The 16,589-nt window shown below is 61.5% G+C and carries 13 protein-coding genes; 1 reads left to right on the top strand and 12 read right to left on the bottom strand.

The features are described 5' to 3' along the window. Positions 1-29 precede the first annotated feature (29 nt). From JTP94_RS00065 to JTP94_RS00055, 3 genes are all read right to left on the bottom strand, one after another. Positions 30-1,151 (bottom strand): mandelate racemase/muconate lactonizing enzyme family protein, encoded by a 1,122-nt coding sequence (locus JTP94_RS00065; RefSeq protein ID WP_204848540.1) that lies wholly within the window; start codon positions 1,149-1,151, stop codon positions 30-32. 74 nt (positions 1,152-1,225) lie between these two features. Next, positions 1,226-2,725: an aldehyde dehydrogenase gene (locus JTP94_RS00060; protein WP_204848539.1), complete on the bottom strand. Its 1,500-nt coding sequence runs from the start codon at positions 2,723-2,725 to the stop codon at positions 1,226-1,228. Between the two features lies 1 nt (position 2,726). Beyond that, positions 2,727-3,872 (bottom strand): iron-containing alcohol dehydrogenase, encoded by a 1,146-nt coding sequence (locus tag JTP94_RS00055; RefSeq protein ID WP_204848538.1) that lies wholly within the window; start codon positions 3,870-3,872, stop codon positions 2,727-2,729. A 116-nt stretch (positions 3,873-3,988) separates the two neighbouring features. Here JTP94_RS00055 and JTP94_RS00050 point away from each other — a divergent pair, with 116 nt between their 5' ends. Continuing rightward, the gene (locus JTP94_RS00050; RefSeq protein ID WP_204848537.1) at positions 3,989-4,897 is read left to right on the top strand and encodes a LysR substrate-binding domain-containing protein; all 909 of its coding nucleotides are present in this window, start codon (positions 3,989-3,991) and stop codon (positions 4,895-4,897) included. Between the two features lie 96 nt (positions 4,898-4,993). Here the strand turns inward: JTP94_RS00050 and JTP94_RS00045 are convergent, their stop codons facing one another. The 9 genes from JTP94_RS00045 to JTP94_RS00005 all read right to left on the bottom strand — a co-directional run bounded on the left by JTP94_RS00045 (position 4,994) and on the right by JTP94_RS00005 (position 16,247). Then, a complete protein-coding gene (locus JTP94_RS00045; protein WP_034511671.1) occupies positions 4,994-5,401 on the bottom strand; it encodes a F0F1 ATP synthase subunit epsilon in 408 nt (135 codons plus the stop codon). 77 nt (positions 5,402-5,478) lie between these two features. After that, positions 5,479-6,909 carry a F0F1 ATP synthase subunit beta gene (atpD, locus tag JTP94_RS00040; RefSeq protein ID WP_204848536.1) on the bottom strand — a complete coding sequence of 477 codons (1,431 nt, stop codon included), beginning with the start codon at positions 6,907-6,909 and terminating at the stop codon, positions 5,479-5,481. Positions 6,910-6,932: 23 nt separating this feature from the next. Then, entirely contained in the window at positions 6,933-7,817 is an 885-nt protein-coding gene (locus tag JTP94_RS00035; protein WP_204848535.1) for a F0F1 ATP synthase subunit gamma, read from the bottom strand. Positions 7,818-7,846: 29 nt separating this feature from the next. Beyond that, positions 7,847-9,376, bottom strand: coding sequence for a F0F1 ATP synthase subunit alpha (gene atpA / locus JTP94_RS00030; protein ID WP_204848534.1), 1,530 nt, complete (start codon positions 9,374-9,376; stop codon positions 7,847-7,849). After that, a complete protein-coding gene (locus tag JTP94_RS00025) occupies positions 9,376-9,942 on the bottom strand; it encodes a F0F1 ATP synthase subunit delta (protein WP_204848533.1) in 567 nt (188 codons plus the stop codon). The genes atpA and JTP94_RS00025 overlap by 1 nt, the downstream gene beginning before the upstream one ends. Before the next feature lie 261 nt (positions 9,943-10,203). Next, positions 10,204-10,587 (bottom strand): DUF4345 domain-containing protein, encoded by a 384-nt coding sequence (locus tag JTP94_RS00020; protein WP_204848532.1) that lies wholly within the window; start codon positions 10,585-10,587, stop codon positions 10,204-10,206. Between the two features lie 113 nt (positions 10,588-10,700). After that, the gene (locus tag JTP94_RS00015) at positions 10,701-12,932 is read right to left on the bottom strand and encodes a primosomal protein N' (RefSeq protein ID WP_204848531.1); all 2,232 of its coding nucleotides are present in this window, start codon (positions 12,930-12,932) and stop codon (positions 10,701-10,703) included. 358 nt (positions 12,933-13,290) lie between these two features. Next, positions 13,291-15,144 (bottom strand): ABC transporter ATP-binding protein, encoded by a 1,854-nt coding sequence (locus JTP94_RS00010; protein WP_204848530.1) that lies wholly within the window; start codon positions 15,142-15,144, stop codon positions 13,291-13,293. 125 nt (positions 15,145-15,269) lie between these two features. After that, on the bottom strand, positions 15,270-16,247 hold the full coding sequence (locus JTP94_RS00005; protein WP_312038128.1) for a protein-L-isoaspartate O-methyltransferase family protein: 978 nt from the start codon (positions 16,245-16,247) through the stop codon (positions 15,270-15,272). Positions 16,248-16,589: the final 342 nt, after the last annotated feature.

Below are 16,589 nucleotides of genomic sequence, written 5' to 3'. Positions count from 1 at the left end.
CCAGACAGGACACCCCATCGGAAGCAACCTTAGATCCGCGTCGCCTTCAGACGCTCCTCATCGAGAACGATGCCGAGACCCGGCGCTTCCCCGAGATCCAGCCAGCCCGCTTCATGCTTCAGCGGCGATGCCATCGGATAGTCGCGGCGTGCTTCGCTCCATTCCGGATTGTCGTAGGGATATTCGAGCCAGGCGACATCGCCGACCCCAGCACTCAGATGCGCATTGGCGAGAACACCGATGCCGTTCGTCCACGAATGCGGCGTGAACTGCACGCCCGCCTCGCGCGCCTGATAGACGAGGCGCCGGCAGCCAGTGATGCCGCCAACCAGCGCCACGTCGGGCTGCACGACATCGAAGGCGCGCTCCTCGATGATGTCGCGGAACTCATAGAGCTCACGCGTCATCTCGCCGCCGGCAATGCGCAGCGACGTCGCCTGCTTCAGCTCCTTCATGCCCTTGCGATCGGAACGATGTAGCGGCTCTTCCATCCAGTAGACGCCGAGACGTTCCAGTTCTCTCGCTACCGTCAACGCATCCTTGAAGGTCCAGGAGAGCGTCGTATCCCAGGGCATGCGCCAACCTTGGTTGCAATCAACCATGAGCTCCAGCCTGTCGCCGACGCGGGCTCGGATCGCTTCCAGCGCCTTGACGTCCTCGCGCCAGCCGCCACGGCCACCCGCCGACGAGGAGAAGCGCACCTTCATCGCCGGAAAGCCTTCCTCGATATAGCGTTCCGCCTGATCGGCCATCGCAGACGGTTCGCGCAGCACGCCGGATGATGCATAGAGCCGTACGCGGCTGGCGCGACCGCCCAGCATGCGCCAGACCGGCTCGCCGGTGACCTTGCCGGAAAGATCCCATAGCGCCAGATCCATCGGCCAGCAGCGGCCATAATGGAAGTTGATATGCGACAGCACTTCGTAGTGGCGCTCGAGATGCCGAGGGTCCCGCCCGATGAACAGATCCTCATGGCCCTCGAAGCCCTTCATGAGATCGCCGGAACCGATGCCTTCGCGGCCCTCGTCATCCCTGACGCGCACGATGGTCGCATCGAAGTGCCGGCGCGGCCGGCCGTCCCAGCTCGCCTTGAACGCCGGATCGAGCGGCAGACGATGATGGGTGATTTCTATGGAAACGATCTTGCTCATGGTGGCGTCCCTCTTCCCCAAGCATGATCCCGAAAAACGTGAGCGGCTTTCGAGATCATGCCGATTTTCATGTCTCAGCCGAACTGCTGCCAGATGGTCTTGTAGTCGCAATATTTGTCGATCGCATGCACCGATCGGTCCCGGCCGAAGCCCGACTGCTTGAAGCCACCGAAAGGTGTCGCGAAGTTCGACATGTCATAGGCGTTGATCCACACCGTACCCGCATGGATCTCTTCGGAAAAGCGATGCGCCCGATCCATGTCCTTGGTGAAGACGGCGCCGGCGAGCCCGTAGATCGTGTCGTTGGCGATTCTGAGCGCTTCCTCCTCCGTATCGAAGGGAATGGCGGCGAGTACGGGTCCGAAGATCTCCTGCCGCGCCAGGCTCATATCGTTGGTCATGTCGACGAAGACACCTGGCGAAACATAATAGCCGCCGGTCTCGCTGAGCACACGCTCGGCTCCGAAGACGCGGCGCGCACCCTCCTTCTCGCCGGCCGAGATCATCGCCAGCACCTTATTCATGTGCTCCTCCTCGATCAGCGCGCCGATCTGGGCGGTGGGATCGAGCGGATGCTTCAGCGCGATATCCGAGCGCGTCACCGCCTCGATCTTCTCGATCAGCTTGTCCTGCACCGAGCGCTGCACGATCAGGCGCGTCGAGGCATGGCAGGTCTCGCCGGAATTGTAGAAACAGCCCCAGGCGGCGGCGACCGCGGCGGCATCGAGATCGGCATCCTCGAAGACGACGAGCGGCGACTTGCCGCCGAGTTCCAGCGCCACGCGCTTGACGTTCGATTGCGCCGCATAGCCCATGATCAGCTTGCCGACTTCGGTCGAGCCGGTAAACGCGATCATGTCGACATCCATGTGCAGCGCCAGCGGCTTGCCCGTTTCCTCGCCGTAACCGGTGACGACATTGAGGACACCGGCGGGCAGGCCCGCTTCGAAGCCAAGTTCAGCCAGGCGGATCGCCGAAAGCGAGGATTGCTCGGCCGGCTTCAGCACCACGGAATTGCCGGCGGCGATAGACGGCCCGAGCTTCCAGGCATCGATGATCATCGGATAATTCCAGGGCGTGATCGCGCCGATCACGCCGATCGGCACCTTGCGCACCAGGGCGCGGGCATTCGGGCCGGTCGGGGCGATCTCGTCATACATCTTGTCGATCATTTCGCCATAGAACTGGATGCCTTCGGCGCAGAGGCGCACGTCGACGCCAAGCGAGGCCATGACCGGCTTGCCGACATCCAGCGTCTCCAGCATGGCAAGCTCGTCGCCATGGGCGCGAATGAGCTCGGCCCATTTCAGCATGATCCTCTTCTTTTCCAGCGGCTCCTTCCTGCGCCAGACACCACTTTCGAAGGCGGCGCGAGCAGCAGCGACGGCAGCGTCGATATCGGCGGCGTTGCCGCGTGCCAGCTGCGCGCCTGGCTTGCCGTCCATCGGGCGGATGCGGGTGAAGGTGTCGCCGGAAGAGGAAGCGCGATAGGCGCCATCAATGAAGTGACGCCCCTCGAGCTTCAGGCTGGAGAGAACATTTTCCCAATAGTCGCGCGTGTATTCCTTGGTCATCTCAAATTCCTTTCGGCAGCGCCATGACGGCAGCGGCAAAGCGGTCGATGTCGGCATCCGTCACATCGCGGATCGTCGAGCGCCGCATCGGCAGGTTTTCCGGTGCGCGCATCTCGCGGGCAAGATCAGTGGCGTCGAACGGCTTGAAGGCTGATGGCAGTGACCGCGTGATCCCGCAACGATCCATCCAATCGGAGACGAAGCCAGGCAGTTCGGCGGCGCTGGCGACGCCGCAGGCCTTTGCCGCCGCATTCAGCTCCGCCGTATCCGCCTCGACGAGCCAGCCAAGCGTCGCCTCGAAGCCGAGCGCGGTCGCAAGACCATGATGGACGGGCGCCAGACCCGCCAGCGCATGGCTGACATTATGGGCGATCGCCGTGCCGCAATTGTCGATGGCGATACCGGCAAAGCAGGAACCGAGCAGCACATCGCCACGGGCGGCGATGGCATCCGGCTGCTTGACCGCCGTCTCCAGAGCACCTGTGATCAGCCGCAGCGCTTGATGCGCATAGAATTGCGCGCCGCGATGGGTGTTGCGGTTCGTCGCCGCTTCGAAAGCGTGGATGAAGGCATCGAGGCCGCACCATGCCGTCAGGTTGGCCGGCAACGTCTTCGTCAGCGCCGCGTCGAGAATGACGAGATCCGCCTTCGTTTCCGGACCCCAGATCCAGAGCTTCTTGCCTTCGGGGCCGGCAAAGATGTTCGTCGCCGACGTCTCCGAGCCCGTGCCGGCGGTGGTGGGCACCATGATCTTCTTCAGCGGGTTCTTCGGCAGCGGGTTGGCGGCCAGCGCGTAGTGCATCGGGTCCTCGCCGGAGGCCGCGCAGCAGGCGACGATCTTGGCGATATCCAGCGCCGAACCGCCGCCGATGCCGATCACCATATCCGCTCCCTCGGCGACCTGAATGGCGGCCTGCAGATGCGCGAGCTTCGGCTCGCCGGAGAAGTCCGAGAAGACCTGCGTCATTACACCGGCTTCCGCGAGCTCAGCGCTGATCTTGCCGGCAAGGCCCGACTGCGCCAGGAAGGCGTCGATGACAAGCAGAACAGCTCCGACACCATCGAAGGATTTGACTGCGGCGGGAAGGTCGGACAGGGCGCCGTCGCCGAAACGAATGTCTGGGATGGCGGAAATGGAAAAGGACACGGGGGATCCCCTGATAAATGCGGCTGATACGATGTCGTGATCCTGCATCACAATTTCAGATCTTCAAATCCGGGCAATTATCGGGAATATTGATGATCTGAAGTCATGGAGAGCCAATGCTCGAGAAAATACCCCTGGAAGCCTTCCGCGTCTTCGACGCCGCCGCCCGCGCGATGAATTTCTCCCGCGCCGGCCGAGAGCTGAACATCACCCAGGCGGCCGTCAGCCGCCGTATCAAAGGGCTGGAAGATCACCTCGGCGCGACGCTCTTCACCAGGCGCGGACGAAACCTGGCACTGACGCCGGAGGGAGAGCGGCTGTTCCAGCGCGTGCGCGCCACGCTCGAATATCTGGAGGAGAGCCTGGAACCCTTCCGCGCCGGCACGGGCGAGATCATCTCGATCGCCGCCAGCGGTTCGGTCTCGCATCTTTGGCTCGGAAAGAGGCTCAGGGATTTCGGCAAGGAAAATCCGGGCGTCTCCGTTCGCCTGTTGACCACGGATGCACACTCGGAACTTGCGTCTGAGACCCACGATCTCATCATCATCTATTCCACCGGCGAACATCCGCGCTGGAACCTGACGCTGCTGATGAAGGAAGTCCTGGTGCCCATCGCATCGCCCGATTACCTGGCAAGTCGGGGCCTGGAGCCGCAGACACTGACATCAGCCGATATCGCGACGCTGGATCTGATCGACTACGAGCGCGCCAATGCCCACTGGATCAGCTTTCGCCAATGGTTCGGCCGCATCGGCAGTCCGCTGAAGGGCAAGTTGCCCCGGCCGCGGCTTACCTTCTCCACCTATATCATGGCGGTCGAGGCGGCACTTCGCGGCGAAGGCATCGCGCTTGGCAGCCTCGGGCTGATCGAGGAGCAGCTACGCTCCGGCGCGCTGGTCACCATCGGCAATGATCGGATCGAAAGCGGCTTCGGCTATTATCTCGGCGTACCGCGCTTCCGCACCCTCTCGGCGGAGGCCGGACAACTGCACCGGCACCTGCTGGGCGAAGCGCAAAACGAATGAGAAGCACCGCAATTACAGCTCACGGACAAGACCCGGCTCAAACGAAAAGAGCGGCCCGAAGGCCGCTCACAATCAAAATCGGGACTGAGATGAAGCTCAATCCTGCGGGATCGAGCCGCGCAGATGCGAGAGTTCCATGATGAAATGCTCAAGGCGCGACTTGTGCTCGTGATGCTCGGCATCTTCAAGCTCGGCCTTGGCAGCATTGATGCGGCGCTCCAGCTCGTCGCGGCTCATGTCCTCGACGGTAACGGCAGACTCAGCCAGCAGCGTGCAGCCGGTCGGCAGGATGTCGGCGAAACCGCCGAACACGACATAATCCTGCTTCTTGCCCGAGGCCAGATGCACCTTGACGACACCCGGCTTGATGGTGGTCATGGTCGGCGCGTGATGAGCCATGACAGTCATCTCGCCTTCCGAGGCGGGGATGACGACATCGATGACCTGCTCCGACAGGAGCAGGCGCTCCGGAGAAACCAGTTCGAAATTGAAATTGTCAGCCATGACCCGTCACTTCTCGATTGTCTCATTCGCAAGGCAAGGGCGCGCGGGCAATGCCGCGCGCCGATGGATTGGCCTTATCAGGCAGCCAGCTTCTTGGCCTTTTCGATCGCTTCTTCGATCGAGCCGACCATGTAGAAAGCAGCTTCCGGCAGATGATCGTAGTCGCCATTGACCAGACCCTTGAAGCCCTTGATCGTGTCTTCGAGGGCGACCAGCTTGCCCGGCGCACCGGTGAAGGCTTCGGCGACGAAGAACGGCTGCGACAGGAAGCGCTCGATCTTGCGGGCGCGGGCAACCGACAGCTTGTCGTCTTCAGACAGTTCGTCCATGCCGAGGATGGCGATGATGTCCTGGAGAGACTTGTAGCGCTGCAGGGTCGACTGGACCTTACGAGCGATTTCATAATGCTCTTCGCCGACGACCATCGGGTCGAGCATGCGCGAGGTGGAGTCGAGCGGGTCGACGGCCGGATAAATACCCTTTTCGGCGATCGAACGCGACAGAACCGTCGTTGCGTCCAAGTGGGCGAACGAGGTAGCCGGCGCCGGGTCGGTCAAGTCGTCGGCCGGAACGTAGATGGCCTGAACCGAGGTGATCGAGCCCTTCGTCGTCGTGGTGATGCGTTCCTGCATCTGACCCATGTCGGTGGCGAGCGTCGGCTGATAGCCCACGGCCGAAGGAATACGGCCGAGCAGAGCCGACACTTCCGAGCCTGCCTGGGTGAAGCGGAAGATGTTGTCCACGAAGAACAGAACGTCCTGGCCTTCATCGCGGAAGTTTTCGGCAACCGTCAGACCGGTCAGAGCGACGCGAGCGCGGGCGCCCGGCGGTTCGTTCATCTGGCCGTATACCAGGGCAGCCTTGGAGCCTTCGCCGCCGCCATGCTTGTTGACGCCGGATTCGATCATTTCGTGGTAAAGGTCGTTGCCTTCGCGGGTACGTTCACCCACGCCTGCGAACACCGAGTAACCACCGTGCGCCTTGGCGACGTTGTTGATCAGTTCCATGATGAGAACGGTCTTGCCGACGCCTGCGCCGCCGAAGAGGCCGATCTTGCCGCCCTTTGCATAAGGCGCCAGCAGGTCGACGACCTTGATGCCGGTGACCAGGATCTGGCCTTCGGTCGACTGCTCGACGTAAGACGGAGCGTCCTGGTGGATAGAGCGCTTGTGGGCCGTGACCAGCGGGCCGGCCTCGTCGACGGGCTCGCCGATGACGTTCATGATACGGCCGAGCGTTTCATGACCGACCGGAACCGAGATCGGCGCACCGGTGTCCGAAACGTGCTGGCCGCGAACCAGACCTTCGGTGGAGTCCATGGCGATCGTGCGGACCGAGTTTTCGCCGAGGTGCTGCGCGACTTCCAGAACAAGGCGGTTGCCGTTGTTGCTGGTTTCGAGAGCATTCAGGATCTTCGGCAGATCGCCATCGAAATGAACGTCAACGACGGCGCCGATAACCTGCGTAACCTTGCCGACCGAAACTGCGGCCTGAGCTGCGTCAGCCATAATCTTACCCTCTTTTCCTAGCCTCAGAGCGCTTCCGCGCCCGAAATGATTTCAATCAATTCCTTGGTGATCTGTGCCTGACGCTGACGGTTGTAGCTCAGTGTCAGCTTGTTGATCATCTCACCAGCATTGCGCGTCGCATTGTCCATCGCACTCATCTTGGCGCCCATTTCGCCGGCAACGTTCTCAAGGAGCGCGCGGAAGACCTGGACGGAGAGATTGCGCGGGATCAGATCCTCAAGGATCGAAGCCGCATCCGGCTCGTATTCATAAACTGCACCCTTGTGGGCGGCATCTTCTTCGACGGCGGCGGGAGCCGAAGCCGGGATGAGCTGTAGCCCGGTCGGCACCTGGCTGATCACCGACTTGAACTCGGAGTAGAACAGCGTGCAGACATCGAACTCGCCGGCTTCAAACATCTCGATGATGCGCTTGCCGATGGCATCCGCATTCTCGTAGCCGATGCGCTTGACGTCGCGCAGTTCCTTGCGCTCGACGATCAGAGAAGAATACTCACGACGCAGGATGTCGTAACCCTTCTTGCCGACCGTGAAGATCTTCACGGTCTTGCCTTCGGAAAGCAGCTTGCGAACGTGCTCGCGGGCAAAGCGCGCGATCTGCGAATTGAAACCACCGCAAAGACCGCGTTCAGCCGTGCAGACCACGAGCAGATGCACATCGCTCTTGCCGGTGCCGGTCATCAGCAGAGGCGCGCCGTCAGCTTCGCTTACAGCAGCCGTGATGTTGGCGAGAACGGCGCCCATGCGCTGCGAATACGGCCGTGCGGCCTCGGCCGCCTCCTGGGCACGCCGAAGCTTCGCCGCGGCGACCATTTTCATCGCCTTGGTGATCTTCTGCGTCGCCTTGACGGAGGCGATCCGGTTTTTCAGATCCTTAAGTGAAGGCATCCGGTATCCGTCCTAGAAGTGAGGTCCGATCAGGCGAAAGACTTGGCGTAGCTGTCGAGAGCAGCCGTAAGCTTGCCCTTGGTCGCGTCGCTGATAGCCTTTTCGGTACGGATCGTATCGAGGATCTCCTTGCCTTCCGAACGGAGGTAGGACAGCAGACCCTGCTCGAACTTGCCGACCTGCGGAACCGCGATCTTGTCGAGGTAGCCGTTGACGCCGGCGAAGATCACCGCAACCTGCTCTTCGCTCTTCAGCGGCGAGAACTGCGGCTGCTTCAGGAGTTCGGTCAGGCGGGCACCGCGGTTCAGCAGACGCTGCGTTGCGGCATCGAGATCCGAGCCGAACTGAGCGAAGGCGGCCATTTCGCGATACTGCGAGAGTTCGCCCTTGATCGAGCCGGCAACCTGCTTCATCGCCTTGATCTGCGCGGCCGAACCGACGCGCGAAACTGACAGACCGACGTTAACGGCCGGACGAATGCCCTGGTAGAACAGGTCGGTTTCGAGGAAGATCTGGCCGTCGGTGATCGAGATCACGTTGGTCGGAATGAAGGCGGAAACGTCATTGCCCTGCGTTTCGATGACAGGCAGAGCGGTCAGCGAACCGGCGCCCAATTCATCGTTCATCTTGGCAGCGCGCTCGAGGAGACGCGAATGCAGGTAGAAAACGTCGCCCGGATAGGCTTCGCGGCCCGGCGGGCGGCGCAGCAGCAGCGACATCTGGCGGTAGGAAACGGCCTGCTTCGACAGGTCGTCGTAACCGATCAGCGCATGCATGCCGTTGTCGCGGAAATATTCGCCCATGGCGCAACCGGCGAATGGCGCCAGGAACTGCATCGGAGCCGGATCGGAAGCCGTGGCGGCGACGATGATCGAATACTTCAGCGCGCCGCGCTCTTCGAGCACCTTGACGAACTGAGCAACGGTCGAACGCTTCTGGCCAACGGCGACGTAGACGCAGTACAGCTTTTCGCTGTCCGGACCCGCATCATGGATGGCCTTCTGGTTCAGGATCGTGTCAAGAAGGATGGCGGTCTTGCCGGTCTGGCGGTCGCCGATAACAAGCTCGCGCTGGCCGCGTCCCACAGGGATCAGCGCATCGATGGCCTTGAGGCCGGTCGACATCGGCTCATGGACCGACTTGCGCGGAATGATGCCCGGAGCCTTGACGTCGACGCGCGAACGGCGCGTCGCGTTGATCGGGCCCTTGCCGTCGATCGGATTGCCGAGCGCGTCGACGACGCGGCCAAGCAGTTCCGGACCGACAGGAACGTCGACGATCGCGCCGGTACGCTTGACGGTGTCGCCTTCCTTGATGTCGCGGTCGGAGCCGAAGATGACCACACCGACGTTGTCGGCTTCAAGGTTCAGCGCCATGCCGCGGATGCCGCCGGGGAATTCGACCATTTCGCCGGCCTGGACGTTATCCAGACCGTAGACACGGGCGATACCGTCACCGACGGAAAGAACCTGGCCGACTTCGGAGACTTCAGCTTCCTTGCCGAAATTTTTGATCTGATCTTTCAGAATTGCGGAAATTTCCGCGGCGCGGATATCCATCAGCCGACCTCTTTCAATGCAAGCTTAAGGGTGGAGAGTTTGGTGCGAAGGGACGTATCGATCTGACGCGAACCGATCTTGACGATCAGGCCGCCGAGGATCGACGGATCGACGGTGACGGCGATCGCCACGTCTTTGCCGGTGACGCCCTTCAGCACCGCCTTCAATTCATCTTCCTGCGCTTGGGTAAGCGCATGCGCCGAGGTGACCTCGGCGGAAACCTCGCCACGATGCTGCGCGGCGATGATGCGGAAAGCCTTGATCATGCCCGGCAGCGCAAAGAGGCGCCGGTTGCTGGCCACAAGCTTGAGAAAATTGGTAAAATAGACGCCGAAGCCTGCCTTTGCCGCCAGCGCCTGAACCCCGCCGACCTGCTCCTCGGCCGAAAAGACCGGGCTGAGGACGAAACGCTTCAGATCATCGCTGTCATCGAGCATGGCTTGGAACCGATCAAGATCGGCGGTCACTGTCGGTACTGCACCCTCCTCAAGGGCCAATTCGAACAATGACGAGGCATATCGTTCTGCAACACCAGAAATATGCTGGGATGTGTCTGCCACGGGCACAAAATTCCCTGATTTCAACCCAAGAACTAAGCTTCCGTGAGACGGAAACTATATACCCTTGAATTCGTTTTGATTTCCCCCAGAAATCAGCAGGAGTGCTCTCCTACCTCATCCGAAATTCGGGGTTCGTCTAACATAGGATATTGAGACTCGCAACACGCGTATTCACCGAATAGGCCATTCGGGTGAAATTATGATGGCAAAAATCGAAAAGCATGGGGATAGCGCAGGCAAATAAGGCCACGCCGAGCCTATTTCTGCTCAAATATAGCCCATTCCATAGAGAAGCGGTAGAGCAGCCAGAATCGCCTGCACAACCAGAAGAAGAAGATTCAAGAATACACTTCCCCGATCCGACATGATCGCCAGGATGCGGCCGAACGCCGCAACGCCGAAGGAGGCGCCAAGCGCCAGATAGATCATCGGCTGGGCGAGCAGGATCGCCATAAGCCCGAAGCCGGCAAGGAAGCCGCCCGCCGAACGTGCCTCGGCATAGGCTTCAGAGCGCCCCTCGCGCACCTGCAATCGAAAGAAACGATAGGTGTAGCCCGGCGCAAACATCATGACGATGCCGATAAGCGCCGTGAATGCCGCCGAGCAGAAGGCAAGCTGCTCACCGAAATCGGTCGGAAAATAAAGCTCCATCAGTTGCCCCCAAAAGATCGATCGGTGCGCAAATCACGTCAATGAGACGGCCGACTTATGGCATGATCCGGCCGATCAGGGAAAGGCATCGCCGCCATATCAGCCGGGTCAAATCACAGAAAGCTCTGTGGATCGATGTCGAGCTGGACCTGCACCGAGCCGCGCTCCCTAGGCGATTGCGCCAGCATCGACCGAAGGAACCCCTGCATGTCCGAATTGCGCCGGCCGTGCACCAGCAGCCGGAACCGGTGGCGGCCGCGCACCAAGGCCAGCGGCGCCTCCGCCGGCCCGAGCACGGAAATGCCCTGCACCTGCGGCGCGGCGCTGCGCATGGCGCGGGCATGGGTCTCGGCATCCTGGCGGGTTTCGGCCGAAACGATGATCGAGGCGAGCCGGCCGAAGGGCGGCAGCACCGCCCTCTCGCGCTCGGAAATCTCGCGCTCATAAAAGGCGCTAGCATCGCCCGATACAATCGCCTGCATGACGGGATGCTGCGGCTGGTAGGTCTGCAGCAGACCGTGGCTCTTCAGCCCGGTTCGGCCGGCGCGTCCCGTCACCTGAGACAGCAGCTGGAACGTCCGCTCGGCTGCGCGCGGATCGCCATTGGCAAGGCCGAGATCGGCATCGACGATGCCGACCAGCGTCATCAGCGGAAAATTGTGTCCCTTGGCGACGAGCTGCGTGCCGATGACGATATCAGCCTCGCCCTTGGCGATGGCTTCAAGCTCCAGCCGCAGCCGCTTGACGCCGCCCATGATGTCGGAGGAGAGCATGATCGTCCGCGCCTCAGGGAAATGACGCTCCACCTCCTCGGCGATGCGCTCGACGCCCGGCCCGCAGGCGACGAGATGATCGAGCGTGCCGCATTCGGGGCACGCCTCAGGCGTGCGCTCCGCATAGCCGCATTGATGGCACTGGATCTGACCGCGAAACCGGTGCTCCACCAGCCAGCTTGAACATTGCGGGCACTGGAAACGATGGCCGCAAACGCGGCAAAGCGTCAGCGGCGCGTAGCCGCGCCTGTTGAGGAACAGCAGCGCCTGCTCGCCCTTGGCGACCGTCTTGCCGATCGCGCGGATCAACAGCGGCGAGAGGAAGCCGCCGCGCTCCGGCGCGTGCCGGCGCATGTCGACCAGATGCAGGTCGGGAAGGGCGGCATCGCCGAAGCGCGTCGGCAGGTGAATGGTGGTGTAGCGCCCACTCTGGCCGTTGACCAGGCTTTCGACCGAGGGCGTGGCGGAGACCAGCACGACGGGAAAATCGCCGATGCGGCCGCGCACGACAGCCATGTCGCGCGCATTGTAATAGACGCGGTCCTCCTGCTTGTAGGCCGGGTCATGCTCTTCGTCGACGATGATGAGACCGAGATCCTCGAACGGCAGGAACAGGGCTGAACGCGCCCCGGCCACGACCCTCACCTCGCCGGTAACGGCCTGCCGCCAGACCTTCTCGCGCATGCGCGGCGCGAGATCGGAATGCCATTCGGCCGGCTTGGCGCCGAAACGGTCCTGAAAACGCTCGAGAAAGCTCGCCGTCAGCGCGATCTCCGGCAGCAGGATCAGCACCTGCTTGCCGCGCTTGAGCGTTTCGGCAATCGCTTCGAAATAGACTTCCGTCTTGCCCGAGCCAGTGACGCCGTCGATGAGCGAGACGGAGAATTCGCCCTTGCGCACATCCACCAATATCTCGTCGGCCGCCTCCTTCTGCGGCCCCTCCAGCCGTGAGCCGATATAATCCGGATCAGGCCGGGCGACGACGGGCGGCGGCGGCAGGAAGATGGTTTCGAAAATGCCTTGCGAGATCAGCCCGTCGACGACGCTTGTGGAAACGCCCGCCGCATGTGCCAGGCCAATGCGCGTCCACGAAAGTCCGTCGGCGGCAGTCTCCATGACCTTGGCGCGCGCCGGCGTCAGCCGCTCCGGCTGCCCGCCGATGAAGCGCAGCCCCTCGATCATCGGCTCAGGATCGAAGGCGGCCGGCGCACGCAACGCCATGCGCGCCACCAGCCCCGGCGGCGACAGCGTGTAGGTCGCGACCCAATCGATGAAATCACGCATATGCTTGCCGAGCGGTGGGCAATCGAACACACGCGTGATCGGCCGAAGCTTCTTCGGATCGACGCTATCATCGTCATCGCCATCCCAGACGACGCCGATGACCTGCCTTGGCCCGAGCGGCACCTGCACGACGGAACCGGGCTCGACCGCCATCCCCTCAGGCACCGCATAGGAATAGGCCTTCGGCGCCGGCAGCGGCACCAAAACCGGAACCGTGCGGCTCATCACAGGTTTCGCGGGCGCCGCCTCGAAAAGCGCACCGAACAGATCGGAAGAATCTTTACTCATTGCGCCAGACCATGCCCCGGACGGGCGGAAAAGAAAACCCAGGAGTAGCGAACGGCGGCCTGCAAAATGCGGACGGCCTGTGAGCTGCCCTGAATATCCGCCCTTCCGTAGCAATGCCACCAATGACTACTTTCGGCCGGAAGGGGACTGTCGGCTGCTAAGACGGTCACCGCGAAGGCAGACATTCGAGGCGTCGACGCGAAGGTCCGGGATCGCCTCGAAGCGGATATCAGATATGTCGCGAAACTGGTCGCAAATCTTCAGATTTTGCGACTGAGTTTTGCGATACAAATTCCCTTGAAGGTTCCGCCTCACCGATTTTGTCGCGAATGTTAGGATTTTTGCGACAAAGGCTGAGTTAGCTAATGTCGTCAGGAATAAAGCCGCCCGTCTGGCGTTTCCACAAGCGGGCAAACAGCCCGTCCTGCTCGACCAGTTCTTCCGGCCTGCCCTCCTCAATGATGCGGCCGTGATCCAGCACGACGATGCGGTCCATCCTGGTAATGGTCGAAAGGCGGTGGGCGATGGCGATCACCGTCTTTCCCTCCATCACGAGGTTCAGCCTTTCCTGGATGGCGGCCTCGGATTCGCTGTCCAGCGCCGAGGTCGCCTCGTCGAGCACCAGGATCGGCGCACCCTTCAGGAGCACACGGGCGATGGCCACTCGCTGGCGCTGGCCGCCCGACAGTTTGATGCCGCGATCGCCGACGAAGGCGTCATAGCCCTTGCGGCCCTCGCTGTCGGCAAGATCGGCGATGAAGCCATCGGCGCTCGCCATCTTCGTGACCCTTTCGATCTCTTCCTGCGTCGCCTCCGGCCGGCCGTAGCGGATATTGTCACCGACGGAACGGTGCAGCAGCGCGACATCCTGGGCTATGACGCCGATCGAGCGGCGAAGGCTTGCTTGCGTCACCGCCCGGATATCCTGCCCGTCGATCCGGATAACGCCGTCCTTGATATCGTAGAAGCGCAGAAGCAGGTTTGCGAGCGTCGTCTTGCCAGCTCCAGAAAGGCCAACGAGGCCCACCTTCTCGCCGGGCCGCACGGTCAGCGACAGGGCGTCGATCACCGGTTTGCCCGACTTGTAGGCGAAGCGGACATTCTCGAACCGGATCTCGCCCCGATGCACAACAAGTTCGGCCGCATCCGGCCCGTCGGTGATCGTCGGCGGCGTCGTCATGACGGGCATGGCGTCCTTGATCGTGCCGATCGCCTGGAAGATCTGCTGGCCCATCTGCAGGAACGTGAAGGTATGGCCGGACAGCCGGGAGAGGACATAAACGGCGGCAGTGAACTCGCCGATCGTGACGAAACCATCGACGAGCCCGGTGAAGCCGATCGACAGGATTGCCAGCCAGTGCATCATGTTAAGAACAACGACGATGACCTCCGAAGTGCGATAGATGCGCTGCTCACTTTGCTGCGCTTCGATGGCCTTGCCGATGATGCCGCGGATAGCGCCCGCCTCGCTGTCTTCGGCGGCAAATTGTTTCACCATCTGCATATTGGCGTAGACATCAGTGATGGCGCCGGAAATCAGGCTGCGGCGCTTGGCGGAGCGGCGCGAGCGCTCGGTGAAGACAGGCGCCAGCCTGACGGCGAGCAGGACGTTGAGCGTGATCCAGACGATGGTCGGCAGGGCGAGCTGCCAGGAGAGCGCGGTCAGGAGAATGACGGAGCCAACCATCTGCATAACGAAGCGCGGGATGGACTGGAAAGCCGAGATGACCTGCTGCTGCACGGCGGAAGCTACCTGCTGCAGGCGCGAGGCGACTTGTCCGGCATAGAGATCATGGAAGAAGGCGAGATCCTGGCGCTCCACGGCTCTGTGGCCCTGCCACTGAATGGCGGCAGGCATGGCGATGCCGAGCGTATGCGAGTTCAGCGTATTGACGAAGAAGGAGCCGATCGGAATGGCGGGGAAGAGCATCAGGCCGAGGAAAATCAGCAGCAGCCGGTCATTGTGCAGGAAAGCGCGAGCGCCCTGCTGCGTTACGCCATCGACGATGACCGACAGTCCCCAAACGATCGTCAGATTCATCGCCTCGATCGCCATAGTGGAAAGGGCGAGCGTGATCAGTATGCCGCGAAACATAGAGATGAAGTGCAGGAGAACGGCGCCCGGCCCCTTCGATGGCAACGGCCGATAGGGGATGTCGAGCGGGCGGATCAGGCTTTCGAAGGGGCGGTAGATCGCATCTGAAATGGACATGGGTGCTCGAGAACTAAATGGAAGAAAGGGCGAGGACTCTACCTTGAGAACGGGATCAACTTCCGGCTACAGCCTGAATTAGAACATGTTAGCATTTCTGCGACAGTATGATGCCGGACCGTTGCCTAAACATAGGCCAAGCACCAGCCGGGAGCGCGAACCCAACATTGCTCGGCCGGCACCTCATCAGTACGATGCAGCCGCGTCACCCGCTTGTGCTCCCCGCTCTCGAATGCCTCCGCGAGCGCTTTTTCCGATTCCGCGTCGCGCATTCCTTCACAAGGGAAGATGGCCACCGGCGAAATCCATTGCGCGTGAAATTCCTCATCCCTACGCGTCACGAGGAACACCGCCCCGCGAAGATGCATGTTGCTCCAATTGCTGCTGGTAAATCCAAGATCGGTCGTAAGCGGTAGGATCAGCCTTCCGCCATTATTGAGCCGGTCCAGCCAGATATTCGCGGGCCGGGTCGCGCCGGCGTTCACATAGATCACATCGGCTGAATCGAACGCTACGGAGCTGCCATCTCCCTGGACCACTGAAACGATCGGATAGGCAGCGAGATTTGCTTTCGCCCGCGCAGCAAGCTCCTGCTCGAACTCAATCGCCGTCACCCTGCCGGATGCGGCAACGAGGTTCGCCATGATCGCAGAATAGTAGCCGGCACCAGCGCCAACATGCACGATATGCTCGCCTGCTCGCAGGGCGGCCTGCGAAAGCAGGAAGGCATGAAGTGAAGGTTGTCCGTTGTTGATGTGGCGCTCAGGGACGATACCAACAACGTCATCCGTATAGAGGTAGACCGGGTCGGCGGTCGGGGTCGAAACATAGGCTTTTCGCATTCGGAAGATCGGCCACGGGCCGGGACCAAGGAAATCTTCTCGCGGCACTTCGGCAAAAGCTGTTTCAACACGCTCATCGACAATTCTAACAGCCGCCGTGATCTGCTTCGCATAAGCTCGACGCACGATCTTCAATTCGTCCGGTGTCATCAGCAGATAGACTCCAATGAACAGTTCCCTGTCGCAAAATTCCCGATTCAAGCGAGACTTGTTTTCCCGACTTTTGCCACGTCGCAGAATAGGGAGTTTTGCGGCAGCCACAATGCCTCCTGTCGGAGGCGCAACATGCTGCCGCGCGATCCACAGGTCTGCTATCGGGGCTCCGCCAGGGGATGCCCTACGACTGGGATGGTATGGTGAAGGGTTTCGGGTGCCGTCAGGCGTACGAAAGCCTCTCATGCAGGAACCCGCGGTCGGCAGTCTCTGAGCTATGGGGTTTTGTGTATCGGATCTTCCGGCGGGCCGCCGATCGCAGCGACGTTTGTCAGTCCCAGCAGGCCGAGAGTGGTGTTTGCAGGTGTGATTGCCGAGATTTTTGTCGTGACTGGGAGCACGTTTGCCAGGCTGAAAGCCGTCGCCATAGTGACTGGCGCAGGGCCTCCC

Origin of the sequence: Martinezella lusitana, from assembly GCF_016901135.1 — a bacterium.
GTDB classification, from domain to species: domain Bacteria; phylum Pseudomonadota; class Alphaproteobacteria; order Rhizobiales; family Rhizobiaceae; genus Rhizobium; species Rhizobium lusitanum_D.
The sequence above is the reverse complement of the archived record's forward strand: the minus strand, read 5'-3'. Positions and strand labels throughout refer to the sequence as shown.